The organism is Natroniella acetigena (genome assembly GCF_023227745.1).
Classification (GTDB): Bacteria; Bacillota; Halanaerobiia; order Halobacteroidales; family Halobacteroidaceae; genus Natroniella; species Natroniella acetigena.
The window spans coordinates 31,211-45,053 of the sequence record NZ_JALKBX010000003.1; the positions used below are offsets into that span (position 1 = coordinate 31,211).

At 37.0% G+C, this 13,843-nt stretch carries 18 protein-coding genes; all 18 read left to right on the forward strand.

The genetic code is table 11. The features are described from left to right. The first annotated feature begins 136 nt into the window (after nt 1-136). The 18 genes from MWH25_RS01355 (at nt 137) to MWH25_RS01440 (ending at nt 13,829) form a co-directional block, all read left to right on the forward strand. Nucleotides 137-493, forward strand: a complete 357-nt coding sequence (locus MWH25_RS01355; RefSeq protein ID WP_248625008.1) for an HNH endonuclease signature motif containing protein — start codon at nt 137-139, stop codon at nt 491-493. Nucleotides 494-589: 96 nt separating this feature from the next. Beyond that, nucleotides 590-1,549 carry an HNH endonuclease gene (locus MWH25_RS13100; RefSeq protein ID WP_248625009.1) on the forward strand — a complete coding sequence of 320 codons (960 nt, stop codon included), beginning with the start codon at nt 590-592 and terminating at the stop codon, nt 1,547-1,549. 110 nt (nt 1,550-1,659) lie between these two features. Then, the gene (locus MWH25_RS01365) at nt 1,660-2,136 is read left to right on the forward strand and encodes a phage terminase small subunit P27 family (RefSeq protein WP_248625012.1); all 477 of its coding nucleotides are present in this window, start codon (nt 1,660-1,662) and stop codon (nt 2,134-2,136) included. A 3-nt stretch (nt 2,137-2,139) separates the two neighbouring features. Further along, the gene (locus MWH25_RS01370) at nt 2,140-5,001 is read left to right on the forward strand and encodes a terminase TerL endonuclease subunit (protein WP_248625014.1); all 2,862 of its coding nucleotides are present in this window, start codon (nt 2,140-2,142) and stop codon (nt 4,999-5,001) included. Nucleotides 5,002-5,275: 274 nt separating this feature from the next. Beyond that, nucleotides 5,276-7,246: a phage portal protein gene (locus tag MWH25_RS01375; RefSeq protein ID WP_248625016.1), complete on the forward strand. Its 1,971-nt coding sequence runs from the start codon at nt 5,276-5,278 to the stop codon at nt 7,244-7,246. 12 nt (nt 7,247-7,258) lie between these two features. Continuing rightward, complete coding sequence (locus MWH25_RS01380) at nt 7,259-7,861, forward strand: HK97 family phage prohead protease (RefSeq protein WP_248625018.1); 603 nt, start codon at nt 7,259-7,261, stop codon at nt 7,859-7,861. A 15-nt stretch (nt 7,862-7,876) separates the two neighbouring features. Continuing rightward, nucleotides 7,877-9,148 carry a phage major capsid protein gene (locus MWH25_RS01385; RefSeq protein ID WP_248625020.1) on the forward strand — a complete coding sequence of 424 codons (1,272 nt, stop codon included), beginning with the start codon at nt 7,877-7,879 and terminating at the stop codon, nt 9,146-9,148. Nucleotides 9,149-9,175: 27 nt separating this feature from the next. Beyond that, complete coding sequence (locus MWH25_RS01390; protein WP_248625022.1) at nt 9,176-9,610, forward strand: hypothetical protein; 435 nt, start codon at nt 9,176-9,178, stop codon at nt 9,608-9,610. Between the two features lie 44 nt (nt 9,611-9,654). Beyond that, the gene (locus MWH25_RS01395; RefSeq protein ID WP_248625024.1) at nt 9,655-9,951 is read left to right on the forward strand and encodes a hypothetical protein; all 297 of its coding nucleotides are present in this window, start codon (nt 9,655-9,657) and stop codon (nt 9,949-9,951) included. Between the two features lie 2 nt (nt 9,952-9,953). After that, nucleotides 9,954-10,568, forward strand: coding sequence for a head-tail connector protein (locus MWH25_RS01400; protein ID WP_248625026.1), 615 nt, complete (start codon nt 9,954-9,956; stop codon nt 10,566-10,568). An 11-nt stretch (nt 10,569-10,579) separates the two neighbouring features. Continuing rightward, nucleotides 10,580-10,927 (forward strand): hypothetical protein, encoded by a 348-nt coding sequence (locus MWH25_RS01405; protein WP_248625028.1) that lies wholly within the window; start codon nt 10,580-10,582, stop codon nt 10,925-10,927. 16 nt (nt 10,928-10,943) lie between these two features. After that, nucleotides 10,944-11,273 (forward strand): phage head closure protein, encoded by a 330-nt coding sequence (locus MWH25_RS01410; RefSeq protein ID WP_248625030.1) that lies wholly within the window; start codon nt 10,944-10,946, stop codon nt 11,271-11,273. A 50-nt stretch (nt 11,274-11,323) separates the two neighbouring features. Then, nucleotides 11,324-11,632 carry an HK97 gp10 family phage protein gene (locus tag MWH25_RS01415; protein ID WP_248625032.1) on the forward strand — a complete coding sequence of 103 codons (309 nt, stop codon included), beginning with the start codon at nt 11,324-11,326 and terminating at the stop codon, nt 11,630-11,632. Next, nucleotides 11,632-12,075, forward strand: a complete 444-nt coding sequence (locus tag MWH25_RS01420) for a hypothetical protein (RefSeq protein WP_248625034.1) — start codon at nt 11,632-11,634, stop codon at nt 12,073-12,075. The genes MWH25_RS01415 and MWH25_RS01420 overlap by 1 nt, the downstream gene beginning before the upstream one ends. Nucleotides 12,076-12,088: 13 nt before the next feature. Further along, nucleotides 12,089-12,691, forward strand: coding sequence for a hypothetical protein (locus MWH25_RS01425; RefSeq protein WP_248625036.1), 603 nt, complete (start codon nt 12,089-12,091; stop codon nt 12,689-12,691). 12 nt (nt 12,692-12,703) lie between these two features. Beyond that, nucleotides 12,704-13,102 carry a hypothetical protein gene (locus MWH25_RS01430; RefSeq protein WP_248625038.1) on the forward strand — a complete coding sequence of 133 codons (399 nt, stop codon included), beginning with the start codon at nt 12,704-12,706 and terminating at the stop codon, nt 13,100-13,102. A 5-nt stretch (nt 13,103-13,107) separates the two neighbouring features. After that, on the forward strand, nt 13,108-13,431 hold the full coding sequence (locus MWH25_RS01435; protein WP_248625040.1) for a hypothetical protein: 324 nt from the start codon (nt 13,108-13,110) through the stop codon (nt 13,429-13,431). Nucleotides 13,432-13,523: 92 nt separating this feature from the next. After that, on the forward strand, nt 13,524-13,829 hold the full coding sequence (locus MWH25_RS01440; protein ID WP_248625042.1) for a YgiT-type zinc finger protein: 306 nt from the start codon (nt 13,524-13,526) through the stop codon (nt 13,827-13,829). Nucleotides 13,830-13,843 lie beyond the last annotated feature (14 nt).

Below are 13,843 nucleotides of genomic sequence, written 5' to 3' on the forward strand. Positions count from 1 at the left end.
TATAAAACTAATTCTTCTCTGAAGTTTCAATGTCCAGGCGTCCTTTGGGCGTCTTTTTATTTTTCTTTTTAGTATTTTTCTTTTTGTTTTTTAGGTTTGGAAATTTAAGTTAATAGATGAATTAGGAGGTGACCAGTTGCCAAGTAAACTAAAGACACCGTGTAATTATCCACGATGTCCCAAGCTGGTTGAAGCTGGTCAAGGGTATTGTGATGAACATAGAAAGAAAAGGCATAAGCAGTATGATAAGACTCAAAGGAATAAAAAGAGAGCTAAGTTCTATAGTTCTGCCAGATGGCAGAAGCTAAGAGATAAGAAGATTAAAGAGTATCCATTGTGTGAGTATTGTTTAGAAGATGATGAGACTACAGTTGCTACTGAAGTTGATCATGTTGTACCTATAGCAGAGGACTGGGGCAGGAGGTTTGATTATGAAAACCTTAAGAGTAGTTGTCATAGTTGCCATATGAAGAAGCATGCTAGAGATAAATGATTAATTATGTCATAATAATATTATAGCAGGAAGCAATCTGGGCTTGCTTCCTGCTATTTTTATATATCCAGAAATCTACTAACAGAGGTGGATAAAATGAAAAAGAAATGTGTTGTTTGCGGTGCTCAGTTTGAAGGTTACCACAACAGCAAGTATTGCTCAGGTGATTGTAAAAGTAAAAGATTTGGAGAAAAAGAGTGTCCTGTTTGCGGAGCTGTGTTCTATCCTAAAAGCAAAGGAGTTAAGTATTGTAGCCAGCAGTGTGGATCAGAAGCTGCTGCCAAAACAATGAAAGAAAAAGGTATTTATGAGAAGAAGGCTAGAGAGCAAACTTATTTAGGGTACACTACTTGCAATTATTGTGGTAAGGAATTTAAAATAAAAGATGCAAGGCATTATAAATATTGTTCAATTCAATGTGCTAACAAAAACAAAGATCATAAAACCACTAGTTGTAAATATTGTGGGGAAGATATTAAGTACTATTTTAAAAAACCTGATTATTGCTCAAGGAAATGCAGAAGAAGAGATAACCCTGAAGAGTGCAGTTATTGTGGGAAAGAATTTGTTAGCTGGAATGGAAAACTTTATTGTAGTGAAGAATGCAAGAAGCAAGAGTATAATAAAAGAAAAAGAGAAAGTTATGAAAGTGTTGATTATAAAGTTGAACAGACATGCGTAAATTGTGGTTCTAAATATAAATGCATGAAGTCAGTAGCTTCACACAGGAAATATTGCGATGAATGCCAATTAGAAGTTAAGGAGGAAAGAAGAAGAGATCAAAGAAGAAGGAGAAGAGCAAGGCTGAATAATGTTAAAGTAGATAAGTTTGACAGTTCAGAGATATTTGAAAGAGATGGTTGGGTTTGTCAATTATGCGGTAAGCCAGTAGATAAAGAACTAAAATACCCTCATTTGATGTCAGCTACAATAGATCATGTTACCCCTATATCTAAAGGAGGTAGCCACACAAAAAGAAATGTTCAGTTAGCTCATTTTATATGCAACTCTATCAAATCAGATAAAGGAACAGATCAGTTGAGGCTGTTCGGATAGTTGTAATAATATGGTAGGGGGTGTTTAAGGGCTACAGCCCTGAGCAAAATGACCGCACGTGGAGGTGTCTTTACGGCTCGTCAAAAATTAAGGAAGGGGGTTTGAGAACAATGAGTGACAGAGGAAGGCCTAATAAACCGACAAAATTGAAGGTTTTACAGGGTACAGATAGGAAAGATAGGGTAAACGAGAATGAACCGAAACCAAAGGAGTTGCAGCAAGTGCCTGATCCGCCTTATTACTTAGATTACTACGCTAAGAAAGAATGGAATCGAGCAGCTGCTCACCTTGTAGAAGTTGGGTTGCTCACTGAAGCAGATCTATCAACTTTTCAAGATTACTGTGAGTGTCATGCTCATTGCATCAGGCTTAACAAAAAGATAAGAAATGAAGAATATGAGTTCGTGACCGACAGTGGTTATTACCAAAAGAGACCTATAGTCAGTATCTTAAAAGACTTCATGGATCAGAAAAGGAAGTTAGCTAATGTTCTCGGACTCACTCCTTCAGCTAGAACTAAGATTGAAATAGATAAGCCTAATGATGATAAGCCAACAGTTGAGCAGATATTAAATGGAGAGGTGTGATAAATGACTCACGTTGTAACTGATTACGCTGAGGAAGTAGTTAACGGAGACATAGTAACAGGTAAATTTGTTAAGTGGGCTTGCCAAAGACATCTTGATGATTTAAAAAGAGATAATGTTTATTTCGATGAGAAGGCAGCAACTAGAATAATTAACTTTTACAAACTTACTCCTCATGTTAAGGGCGAACTAGCTGGACAACCAATAATATTAGAAGGTTGGCAGAAATTCATAGTTGGGTCATTGTTTGGTTGGAAAAATAAAGATGATGATACAAGAAGGTTTAGAGAAGCATATATTCAAGTAGCAAGAAAGAATGGTAAAGCACTAGACATAAACACACCTATTCCAACACCAGATGGGTTTAAAAAAATGAAAGGTATTGAAGTTGGAGATAAAGTATTTGATGAAAAAGGGAATATATGCGAAGTAACTTTTGCAACAGATATAAAACGAAATCAAGAATGTTATGAAATTGAATTTGATGATGGTAATAAAATTGTTGCCGACAAAAACCATTTATGGTTTACAAAAGCTAAAGTAAATAATCCTGATAATAAATTAGACTTACAGGTTAGCAATAATCATCCTAGGGCTAGAAAAGAAAGAGTCAGAACTACTGAAGAAATATATATAACTCAGGTTTATGGGAAAAGAGGAGATAACAACCACACAATAGATGTTTCTCGACCGATTAAAAGCCAAAAGAAAGATCTTTTAATTAATCCTTATGTTTTGGGAGTTTGGCTGGGAGACGGAAGCAGTGCAACCGCAGAAATAACTTTCAACAAAAAAGATGAACAAATTATTGACGAGATTGAAAAAAGTGGCATCAATGTAAAAGTTCATAGAAGAAACAAAAGGGCTGACCAAGCTAGGATTGGTTCATTGGATTTATCAGAATATTGCCGTCGCGGGCACAAAATGACAGAAGAAAACACGAATTCCAGGGGTAGATGTAAAAAATGCAGGAGCATGGTTAGAAATAGAGGTGAGGACGAACCTATACCAGAATATACTAGATTTTCTTTACAGGAAAAATTAAGAAAGAAGAACCTTTTGAACAATAAACATATACCGCAGGAATATTTGTTTGCTAGTATAGAGCAAAGACTAGAACTATTAAGAGGATTGCTGGATACAGATGGCTATATATCAAAAGCTGGTCAATGTGAATTCACCACAACAAACAATAAAATTAAAGATGGAATTTTAAAATTAATCGCTAGTTTGGGTTTTAAGGTCACCTGCAATAAAAAGCGTGCTACACTAAACGGTAAAGATTGTGGCGTTAAGTATAGAATACAATTCTGGGCTTACAAAAATACACCAGTTTTTAAATTGGACAGAAAACTCAAGCGGCAAAAAGAAAAACCAAAAAATAAAACTAGAACTTCAAGAAGGACTATAGTCAATGTAAAAAAAGTAAAATCAAGACCCGTTAAATGTATTAAAGTAAATTCTGAAAGTAAGCTATATTTAGCAGGAAAAGGCTTTATTCCAACCCACAATACCACATTGATGGCTCCTATAGGATTATATGGGTTATGTTTTGATAATGAAGCAGGAGCAGAAATTTTTTCAGCCGCCACAACCCGCGATCAGGCCAAAGAGATATTTGACCCTGCTAAACAGATGGTTCTTAAGTCTGACTATATTGAAGGAGTAGAAGATTACAAAAATAATCTTTCTCATGTAGAAAGTTTCTCAAAATTTGAACCATTGTCTGCTGACTATGATACCTTAGATGGAAAAAATATCCATTTTGGGTTAGTTGATGAGTTACATGCCCATCCTGACTCAGGGATTTGGGATGTGCTTGATGATGGTACAGGAGCAAGAAAACAACCTTTGATGATTGCGATCACGACTGCTGGGTTCAACCAGGAGTCGTTTTGCTACAAATATAGAAGTTATTGCGTCGATATGTTAGACCCAAGAAAAGAAGATTTTGTAGATGATAGTCAGTTTGCTTACATTGCAGAACTTGATGAAGAAGATGATTGGCAAGATGAAGATAATTGGGTTAAGGCTAACCCTAATTTAGACATATCAGTTAGTAAAGATAATATCAGAAGAAGAATAAATAAAGCTAAAAGGATGCCAGCACAACGTAATAGGATAATCTGCAAAAGGCTTAATATCTGGACTAATGCAGAAAGCAGATGGATGAATATGCGTCACTGGGATGAATCAGCTGGTTATGATATTGAAGAAATAGAAAGAATCAAGAAAGAGTTAGAGGGAGAATATTGCTACGCTGGACTTGACCTAAGTAGCAAAATAGATATTACTGCTTATGTCAAAGTTTTTCCTAGAGAAGATAATGTAATTGTCATTCCAGAGTTTTTTGTCCCTAAAGATAGAATACAAGAAAGAACTAGAGAAGATGGAGTTCCTTATGATGCTTGGGCTAGGCAAGGTTATATAAATGACACTGAAGGAAATGTTGTTCACTACGGAGCTATTGAAAATATGATACTTGATGATTATAAGAAATACAACATTAGAGAAGTTGCTCATGATAGATGGGGAGCTATACAACTTGCTCAAAACCTAGATGATGCTGGAGTTGATATGATTCCGATGGGCCAAGGTTATAAGTCTATGAGCGAGCCAATGAAAGAAGTTGAAGCTTACATTCTAAGCAAAAAGTTGAATCACTTTGGACATCCGGTGTTAAGATGGATGGCAGATAATACAGTTGCTAAAACTGATCCAAGTGAGAACATTAAACCTGATAAAGATAAATCACAAGAACGTATAGATGGAATAGTTGCTTTGATAATGGCTTTGGATAGATTAATAAGAAACGAAGGAGATAATGGAACCCCTTATGATGACAGAGGAATATTCTTCTTGTAGGAGGTGGTCAAATTGTGAAAGACAAACTTAAAGAATTGGTATTACTATTATTATCTATGATAACAGTTGAATTGACTATGATCACAATAGGAGTTGCACTAATAACAATAGGAGCACACATGATCTACTCGCCCGCAGGTTACATTACCTGTGGTTTTCTTATGCTCAAATTAGCCTGGCCAGATGAGGGAGGTGATTGACGATTAGTATAATTTCAAAACTCACGGAGAAAAGAAGTAGAAGCTCTAGTTTGAGCAGTCCTAAAAATTGGCTTATGAAGCTAATTGGAGGACAACCTTCCTCGACAGGGATTGATGTTAATGAGAAAAATGCTCTTAGTAATACTGCTGTCTGGGCTTGTGTGACTAGATTAAGTGAAAGTATTGCCTCTTTGCCACTTAAGACTTACAGAAAGCTGGAACCAAGGGGCAAGGAACCAGCAAAAGACCATTATCTATATGATGTGTTACACGATCAACCTAACCCTGAAATGACTTCTTTTACATTCAGGGAATGTATGCAAGGTCATGTTTTGACCTGGGGTAATGCTTATGCAGAGATAGTATTTGATAATGCTGGTCGAGTTAAGGCATTATGGCCATTATTACCTGACAGAACTTATCCAGTTCGCCATCCTAACACTGGTCAGATTGAATATAGAACCTCAATACCAGGCATGGGCAACTACAAACTGCCTGCTTACAGGGTCTTTCATATGTTAGGGTACTCTTGGAATGGTCTGAAAGGTTACTCTCCTATAGCTTGGCACAGGGAAACAATAGGGTTAGGCATGGCTGCTAAGAAGTATGGAGCTAAATTCTATGCTAACGATAGCAGACCAGGAGGGCTATTAAAGACACCAGAAGTTCTTGACGACCAAGCGAGGAAAAATTTAAAGAAGTCTTGGGAAAATGCTCAAGGTGGACTGGAAAATGCTCATCGGGTAGCAGTATTAGAGCACGGACTAGAGTGGCAACAGACTGGTATACCTCCTGAAGATGCTCAATATATTGAAACTCGTAAATTTGAGACTGAGGAAGTTGCTCGAATCTATAATATGCCATTGCACAAGATTCAAGACTTGACTAATGCTACTTTCTCTAACATCGAAGAACAGAATATTGATTATGTAGTTGATACTTTAAGACCTTGGATAGTCAGATGGGAACAGCAGATGAAAAAAGATTTATTCCTTGGAACAGAGACTAGAAAGAATTACTTCCCTGAATTTTTGGTTGATGGTCTGCTTAGGGGAGATATTGAGAGTAGATACAATGCTTATTCTACTGCTAGACAATGGGGTTGGTATTCAGCTAATGACATTAGAGAGTTGGAGAATGAGAACCCAATCGGTGAGAAAGGCGACATTTATATGTTCCCTCAGAATATGATATCTGCTGAGCAAGCCCTAGAGATGCCAAGCGAAGAAGATGTTCCCGATGAGTTGCAACTTGAATTAGAAAGAATGAAAATGAGACAAGCAGAAGAAAGAAGTCTCAAACATTCTAACACTGAAACTAGGTCAGCTAAGGATAGACTTCAAGAAGAGTTGAAGTTTCGACCATTGATTGCTGATAGGTGTCAAAAGGTGGTTGATAGAGAAGTTGAAGCAGTTAGAAAAGCAGTTGAGGAGAAACTTGGTAGTAGAGATATAGAGACCTGGAATACATGGTTAACTGATTTTTATGAAGATTTCCAAGGTGAGATTGAGCAAGAGTTAGAGCCAGTATTTAGGACACTTGCTGAATCAATAGCAGATATGGCAGCGGATGAAGTTGATCTTGATGATCCAAGCGAAGAGGTTAATGATTTTATTGCTGATTATCTTGATACTTTCAGCTACAGATATGCTGACAGTTCAGAAGGTCAATTAGCAGCAGTAGTTAGGGATGCACTTGAGGAGGAAGAAGATCCAGTCGAAGCAGTTAATCAACGCACTGAAGAATGGCAAGAAAGAAGAGCTGATAAAGTTGGCATGGATGAAGCAACTAAGCTAGGCAGTGCTGTAAGCAAGACAGTTTATGTTGCTGCTGGAATATCAGCACTTAGATGGGTTAATGCAGGTGATGATACCTGTCCTTATTGTTTAGAATTAGATGGAAAAGTGGTAGGTATAGATCAATCATTTTTACCTGCCCTAGAGAATGTTGAAACAGATAAGGAAGAATGGGACATGAAAATATATAACAATGTTGGACACCCTCCCCTCCATCAGGGATGCCAATGCCAACTAGAAAGCGAATAAGGAGGTGATAGCTTGAGTAAGCCAGAGCAAAGGTCTATCCCGATTGAAAATATAGAGGTTAGAGAACAAGATGGCGAAGGTATGCCAGTTATTGAGATGTATCCTGCTGTATTTAATAGCTGGTCAGAAGAATTGGCAGGTTTTAGAGAAAGGATACTCCCTGGAGCATTTGAAGAAGCGATTAGAGAAAATGATGTAATTGCTTGCTTCAATCACGATAAAGATCAGCTATTAGGAAGGTTGAAATCAGGCACTCTAACATTAGAAGAAGATGAAAGGGGATTAAGAGCAGAGATACAGCCTCCTGATACCGACTTTGGCAGGTATATTGTCGAATTAATTGATCGTGGAGATATTGACGGAGGTTCATTTAGATTCAATGCTTTAGAAGAAAATTGGAACTTCAAGGATGGCGAAGAATTAGACGAGAGGGAACTGGTAAAATTAGAGTTATTTGATGTTGGCCCAGTTACTTATCCAGCTTATCCTGACACTCAAGCAAGTGTTAGATCTACTGAGCAAGTACATCAAGAAGCAAGGAAGTCAACAAAAGATTATAGTCGTGATTTAGATGTGCTAAAAAGAGAGTTAGAAATAATGGAATTAGAAATATAAAAGGAGTGATAACAGATGTCAAGAGACATTGATAAATTATTTGATCTTAAGAAAAAAAGACAAATGAAGGTTAAGGAAATGAGAGAAATTGTTGATAATGCTGAACACGAAGAAAGAAGTTTGACTGCTGAGGACAAGGAAAAATATGATCATCTAAAACAAGAAGCTCAGGAGTTAAGAGAAAAAATTAAAAGGGAAGAAGAGTTGCATAGCCTAGAGTCTGAACTAGAAGATACTGGAGGTTTTGAAGGTAGAGGAAGAACTGACCCAGATGGTGAAGAAGAATCAAGAGAAGTATCAGGATTCGATTCACTAGGTGAGTTTGTTCAAACTGTAAGATTCAACCCTAGAGACAAAAGATTATCTGAAACTAGAGAAATGCAGATGAAGTCTGGAGCAGATGGTGGTTTTACAGTGCCTGATGAGTTCCTTACTGACATTATGCAGGTTGAGCCACAGGATGCTATCTTTAGACCTCGTTCTACTGTAATCCCTGCTGGAGACAGTCCAGATGCTTCTATTTCAATGCCAGCACTTGATCAGACACCTGAAAGTAATATGTATGGTGGTGTAGAGGTTAGCTGGTTAGAAGAAGGTGGAGACAAGCAAGAAACTGATGCCGAATTATATGAAATTAAGCTAGATCCTAATGAGGTAGCTGCTTATATTACTGTATCAGATAAATTATTAAGAAATGCACCAGCACTTAATGCTTTAATTGAAAGATTATTAAGAGGGGCTATCTTGGCAGCAGAAGATCACAAATTCTATGCTGGTACTGGTGTAGGAACTCCACTTGGAGTCCTTGAAGCCCCTGCAACTAAGTTTATTAATCGTGCTGGAGCTAATGAAATTGTGTACCAAGATATTGTCAGCATGTATTCCTCAATGAAGATGGGTGGATCTGCGATCATCACAACTACACAAACTGCACTACCTCAGCTAATGCAACTAGAGGATACTCAAGGGAACTTGATCTGGCAACCAAATGCTAGAGAAGGAGCACCAGGAAGCTTGCTAGGAATTCCTGTTATCCTTAATGAAAGAAGTAAGACTTTAGGGAATAAAGGCGACATTATGATGATGGATTTAAGCTACTACATGATTAAGGATGGTTTTGGAATTGCTGTTGATGCTTCTGAGCACGTTCACTTTAGAAAGAATAAGACAGTCATTAAAGCGTTCTGGAATGTAGATGGTCAGCCATGGTTGAAAGATAAAATTTTGCTTGAAGATGGAGAAACAGAAGTAAGCCCATTTGTCGGATTAGATGTACCACAAGGATAATCAAAATTGTTTGAGAGGTGATAATTAATGAAAAGTAATAGATTTATGTCTGAGGCTCTAAAGGTTGATGTTGGATTAGATCCTCAAACCATTAATAATGATGATGAGACTGGCGATTGGTTCAAGTTGCAAATGTTCAGAAAAGCATTATTTGTTGTTACTGCTCATGGTGATGCGACTGGAGAAATAACTGCTAAGGTCTATAAAGCTAAAGATGATAGCGGTGATAGTTCTGAGCATATTGAAGAACTAGAAATTACAGTTGATGGTGATGAGGGAGTTGGGTTCTTAGAAGTTGATGCTGTTGTCTTGAACAATGAAGGGGAAGAAGGTTTCTCTCATGTAGCAGTTAACGTTGAAAATGAAGATGAGAAAGATATTGAGGTTGCAGTTAGCTTGTTAAGAGGGTTGCCTAGATATTCATTCGAGCAAGAAGTAGATAATTATGCAATTAAGTCATAAGATAGGAGGGCTTGTTGGCCCTCCTATCTTTGGAGGTGAGTTTATTGGCTGAATTTGAGGTTATTAGTGAGTTTATAGATGCTATGTCTGGAGTTAGGAAGATTTCAGGTGATACTATTGAAGCTACTGGAGATAGAGCAGACAAGTTAAGACAGAAAGGTTTGATTGGCAAGCCAGCTAGGAAACAAAAAAAAGAAACTGCTGAAATTGATCAAGGAGGGGAGCAAAGAGATTATCCTATTTCAACCGGTGGAGGTTGGTACGAATTAAGCAATGGGGAAAGTGTTAGGGGAAAGAAAAAGGCAATCAAAGTCCAAAAAGAATTAGAAAGTAGTGGTTAATTATGTGCCCCCACAAAAATTACTATAAGCAACATGAGAAAGAGGAACAGAATACTGACCTAACAGTGATTGAATCTCCAGAAATTGAACCAGTGTCTTTGGAAGAAGCTAAGGAGCATTTAAGGGTTCATCATGACATGGAAGATGACCTGATTGAAAACAACCTAATTCCTGCTGCTAGAGAATACTGCGAAGGTTTTCAAAACTTGTCTTACTACACTCAAAAACTAATCTACACTCTTGATGTTGATCCAGATGGAATAATTGAATTACCAAGACCACCCCTACAAGAGATAGAAGCAGTTGAATTTAAGAATAAAGATGGAGATATTATTAAGGTTCAAGATTATTTTGTTGATGAAAATTCAAGCAGAATATTAGTTGATGATTGGCCCAAGGAAGAAAAGTACCCAATGGGAGCTTACAGGATTACTTATCTAGCTGGATATGATGAAATTGATAAAGTGAGCAAGAAAGTTAAGCAGGCAATGAAGTTGCTAATCGGTCATTGGTACATTCATAGAGAGCAAGTGGTAGCTGATGCTGGTGCTATTCCTTACGAGGTTCAAAAAGCAGTCGATAGCTTGTTGTGGCAGGATAGAAATTATAAAGCTTAGGAGGTGGTTAGATGAAAAGACAAGGTTATCAACCTCAATGCAGAGAAGAAAAGCAAATGACAAACCCTCCTAAGGGTGGTAGTAACATTATGCCAAAAAAAGAGTTATTTGCAGAAATTAATATTAATTTTGAGGTTGAAGATTTGTCAGAGGAGTGTATATTGGCGATTAAATATTCTGAGCCACTAGCACATAATCACATTTGTGAATTGTCTGAAACAGTACAGAATCAATTAGACAAATACAACATCAAGGCCCCTGTTTTTATTGTTGATGATCAAATTGAATTTGAAGCAATGAGCAGAGAGGAATTGATCAGGATGAAAGAACAGATTGAGCAAGTTTTAGGTGGTGGTTAAATTGAGAGCGGGAGAGATGAGACACCCAATAGAGATACAAGATAAGACAGCGGTTCCTGATGGTCAAGGTGGATTTGATGAAGAATGGTCAACTGTTGAAACTCGCTGGGCCAACATTCAACCAATCTCAACTGCTGAAAAAGCTGATTACTCTAAGACAGAAGTTGAAATGACTCATAGAATTAAGACTCGCGGGCCAAGGATACCAACCACCCAAAGGATATTATTTAAGAAAAATATTCTAGAAAAAGAAAGAATATTTCACATAGAGGGTTTTAGAGATGTGGATGAAATAGGTTTTGATTTAGAGATTGAGGTCAAAGAGATAGAAGGTGATGCAAGATGAAAATAAATTCTTTTCAAATTCAAAGTAACATATCGGAGTTAGTTAATAAGATGAATGAGTCTGCAGAGAAAAAAATGGAGGAAGCATTGGAGCATGGTAAAAATGCAACTCAAAACAATCTTGAAGGTGCAGCTAGAGGTAATTTCCCTGCTGAAAGAACCAGCAGATACAAAGAAAGCATAGATTACGAAATGAAAAAGAAAACATCTGGGCCAATCGGTGGAGTAGGAAGCACCGATCAGAAGGCTCATTTACTAGAAAAAGGTACAATCAAAACAAGAAAATACCCAGCTATCAGAACCACCTTGACTCAAGAAGCCAGAGCAATTAAAAGAATTCTTGGGAGCAGGTGGTTTTAATGTTGGCTCCCACTTTTTATTCTATCTTTAGTGAAGATCAAGAGTTAACTGACTTGTTAGCTGATTATGAGATTTCAGAAGGTGTTACAGTACCTGCTATATTCCAAGACTGGGGTCAGAGAAGCAATTTCCCTTACATGATATTCAAGCTAAGGTCAGTACCAGATAATCATTGGAACAAGGAAAAATATTACTTAGAAATAGATATATTTGATTATAGCGAAGGTGGATCAACGGTCAAAGCTAAGCAGATAGCACGAAGGTTGAAAATACTATTGCACAGGTTAAGGATTAATGAAGCAGATGGTTATAGCTCTATTAGAGTAGAGCATGATACTGGCGATTTAGTGCAAGAGGAAGAGGAAAACATTATTCATTATGAGACTATATTTGAAGTTTGGGCTTGGGATAGTCAATTTGTAGAAGAATCAGAAAATGTATAAGGAGTGATAATTGATGAGTTTAACAGGGTTGAAACGACATGGAATAAGCAAAGAAACTTATAAGAACTTTTTGATTGATGCTGGAGCAGTTTATGCTTTTGATGATGAAACTGATATCGAAAACTTAACAGATGAAGATATTTTAGGTGCGACACGTGATGGCAACTCATTCACGATAGAGCAGGAGTTTAGAGAGATGGAGGTCGATGGAGCTAAAGGGCCAGTTAAAGGAAGCAGAAGAATAATCAACGTAATGGTACAATTGACAGCTAATATTATTCAAATGTCAACTGACAATTTCCTCAAAGCTCTACCAGGGGCTTCTGCTGAAGATCATCCTGATACGGATGCAACTCACGATAAGATTAGCAGAAAAATCGGAGATGCACTTGAATATGTTGGCCGGTTAGCATTGGTTGGAACGATACACCAGACAGATGAGCCAATTATTTGTGTACTCAAAAACGGATTACATGACGATAACTTTTCAATTGAGACCTCAGAAGATGATGAGGCTACACTAGAACTTAACTTCACTGGGCATTTTGATCCAGAAAACTTAGACGAAGAACCTTGGGAGATCCATTACCCTAAAGAAGATAATGGAGAAGAATAAGGAGGGTTTTAAGTGCCAAATAAAATAGAAGTTAGAGATTTAAAAGCAAAAGATGTCTTTACGGTTTCTAAGATGCTGTTGAAGGTAACAGGCAAGGCAAAAGATCAGATATTTAACCTTATTACTGCTGATGATGTTAAGGAGAAGATAGAGAGTAAAGAGGAGTTAACTGGCACAGAACAAGTTGAATTGGGAATTAAAATAGCTTATGAAGTGTTGAGTGTTTGCTTAGAACATGCTGAGAATGATCTAAAAGAGTGGTTTGCTGATTTAATTGGTGTTACAGCAGAAGAATTTGATGAGATGTCATTTGATACACCAATGATCATTATAGAAAAAGTTGTAACCAAGGAGGAAGCAAAGAGTTTTTTTACAAGAGCCTTTGCCTTGTTCAAGAAGATGAAGAAATAAGAAAGATGATAGACTATGAATTTGATCTATTTCATAGTCGTTATGGATGGACAGATGAATATGTCAAAAGTCTAGATTATAAAATTTATAATCGGAAGTTGGCTGTAATCATTGAAAAAGAGCAAGAAAGAAAATCTATACAGTCTGCTTCTGCTTATTCATTAGCTTATCTTTCCTACTATCATGGAGCTACTAAGTTGTCATTCAATAAGTACTTAGAAGCTTTAGGATTAACTAAGAGTGAAGAAGTATCAGAGGAAGAGTTGAAAAAACAATCTGAGAAATCAATTAATAAAGGGAAGAAGATTATAGACATGTTCAAAAAATAATAACCTTGGGTAGATAGGTCTGCAGGCTGAAAGTGGTTATCCGAGCCATTTCTACCCAGCTAAAATCGGAAAACACTACGGAGGTGTTATTGATGAAAGTTAATTGTGATAATTGCAATGAAGATTTTGAGATAAAAGCTAAGACTAAGATGAAGCGAATAGAAGGTGAAAATATAGAAATAGCCAAATTCAAATGCCCAGAATGTGGCGAACAATATCAATCAGTTCTTGGTAACCAAAAGATCAAAGAGATGAACAATAAAGTTAAGTCATTGATTGAAAGAGGAAAGGATTTAACTTTGACTATTGATGAAAGAGATAAAATTGTCAAAGAAATAAGAGGATTAAGATCAAAAATCAGAAAAGAGCACAACAGAATAAAAGAACTGGTTGGATAAATCGCCTGTTCTGG

What these genes read in the sequence shown, in the direction of transcription:
- MWH25_RS13100 (WP_248625009.1), top strand. Translation starts at nt 590, where the DNA reads ATGAAAAAGAAATGTGTTGTTTGCGGTGCTCAGTTTGAAGGTTACCAC.
- MWH25_RS01365 (WP_248625012.1), top strand. Translation starts at nt 1,660, where the DNA reads ATGAGTGACAGAGGAAGGCCTAATAAACCGACAAAATTGAAGGTTTTA.
- MWH25_RS01370 (WP_248625014.1), top strand. Translation starts at nt 2,140, where the DNA reads ATGACTCACGTTGTAACTGATTACGCTGAGGAAGTAGTTAACGGAGAC.
- MWH25_RS01375 (WP_248625016.1), top strand. Translation starts at nt 5,276, where the DNA reads ATGAAGCTAATTGGAGGACAACCTTCCTCGACAGGGATTGATGTTAAT.
- MWH25_RS01385 (WP_248625020.1), top strand. Translation starts at nt 7,877, where the DNA reads ATGTCAAGAGACATTGATAAATTATTTGATCTTAAGAAAAAAAGACAA.
- MWH25_RS01390 (WP_248625022.1), top strand. Translation starts at nt 9,176, where the DNA reads ATGAAAAGTAATAGATTTATGTCTGAGGCTCTAAAGGTTGATGTTGGA.
- MWH25_RS01400 (WP_248625026.1), top strand. Translation starts at nt 9,954, where the DNA reads ATGTGCCCCCACAAAAATTACTATAAGCAACATGAGAAAGAGGAACAG.
- MWH25_RS01405 (WP_248625028.1), top strand. Translation starts at nt 10,580, where the DNA reads ATGAAAAGACAAGGTTATCAACCTCAATGCAGAGAAGAAAAGCAAATG.
- MWH25_RS01410 (WP_248625030.1), top strand. Translation starts at nt 10,944, where the DNA reads ATGAGACACCCAATAGAGATACAAGATAAGACAGCGGTTCCTGATGGT.
- MWH25_RS01415 (WP_248625032.1), top strand. Translation starts at nt 11,324, where the DNA reads ATGAATGAGTCTGCAGAGAAAAAAATGGAGGAAGCATTGGAGCATGGT.
- MWH25_RS01420 (WP_248625034.1), top strand. Translation starts at nt 11,632, where the DNA reads ATGTTGGCTCCCACTTTTTATTCTATCTTTAGTGAAGATCAAGAGTTA.
- MWH25_RS01425 (WP_248625036.1), top strand. Translation starts at nt 12,089, where the DNA reads ATGAGTTTAACAGGGTTGAAACGACATGGAATAAGCAAAGAAACTTAT.
- MWH25_RS01435 (WP_248625040.1), top strand. Translation starts at nt 13,108, where the DNA reads ATGATAGACTATGAATTTGATCTATTTCATAGTCGTTATGGATGGACA.
- MWH25_RS01440 (WP_248625042.1), top strand. Translation starts at nt 13,524, where the DNA reads ATGAAAGTTAATTGTGATAATTGCAATGAAGATTTTGAGATAAAAGCT.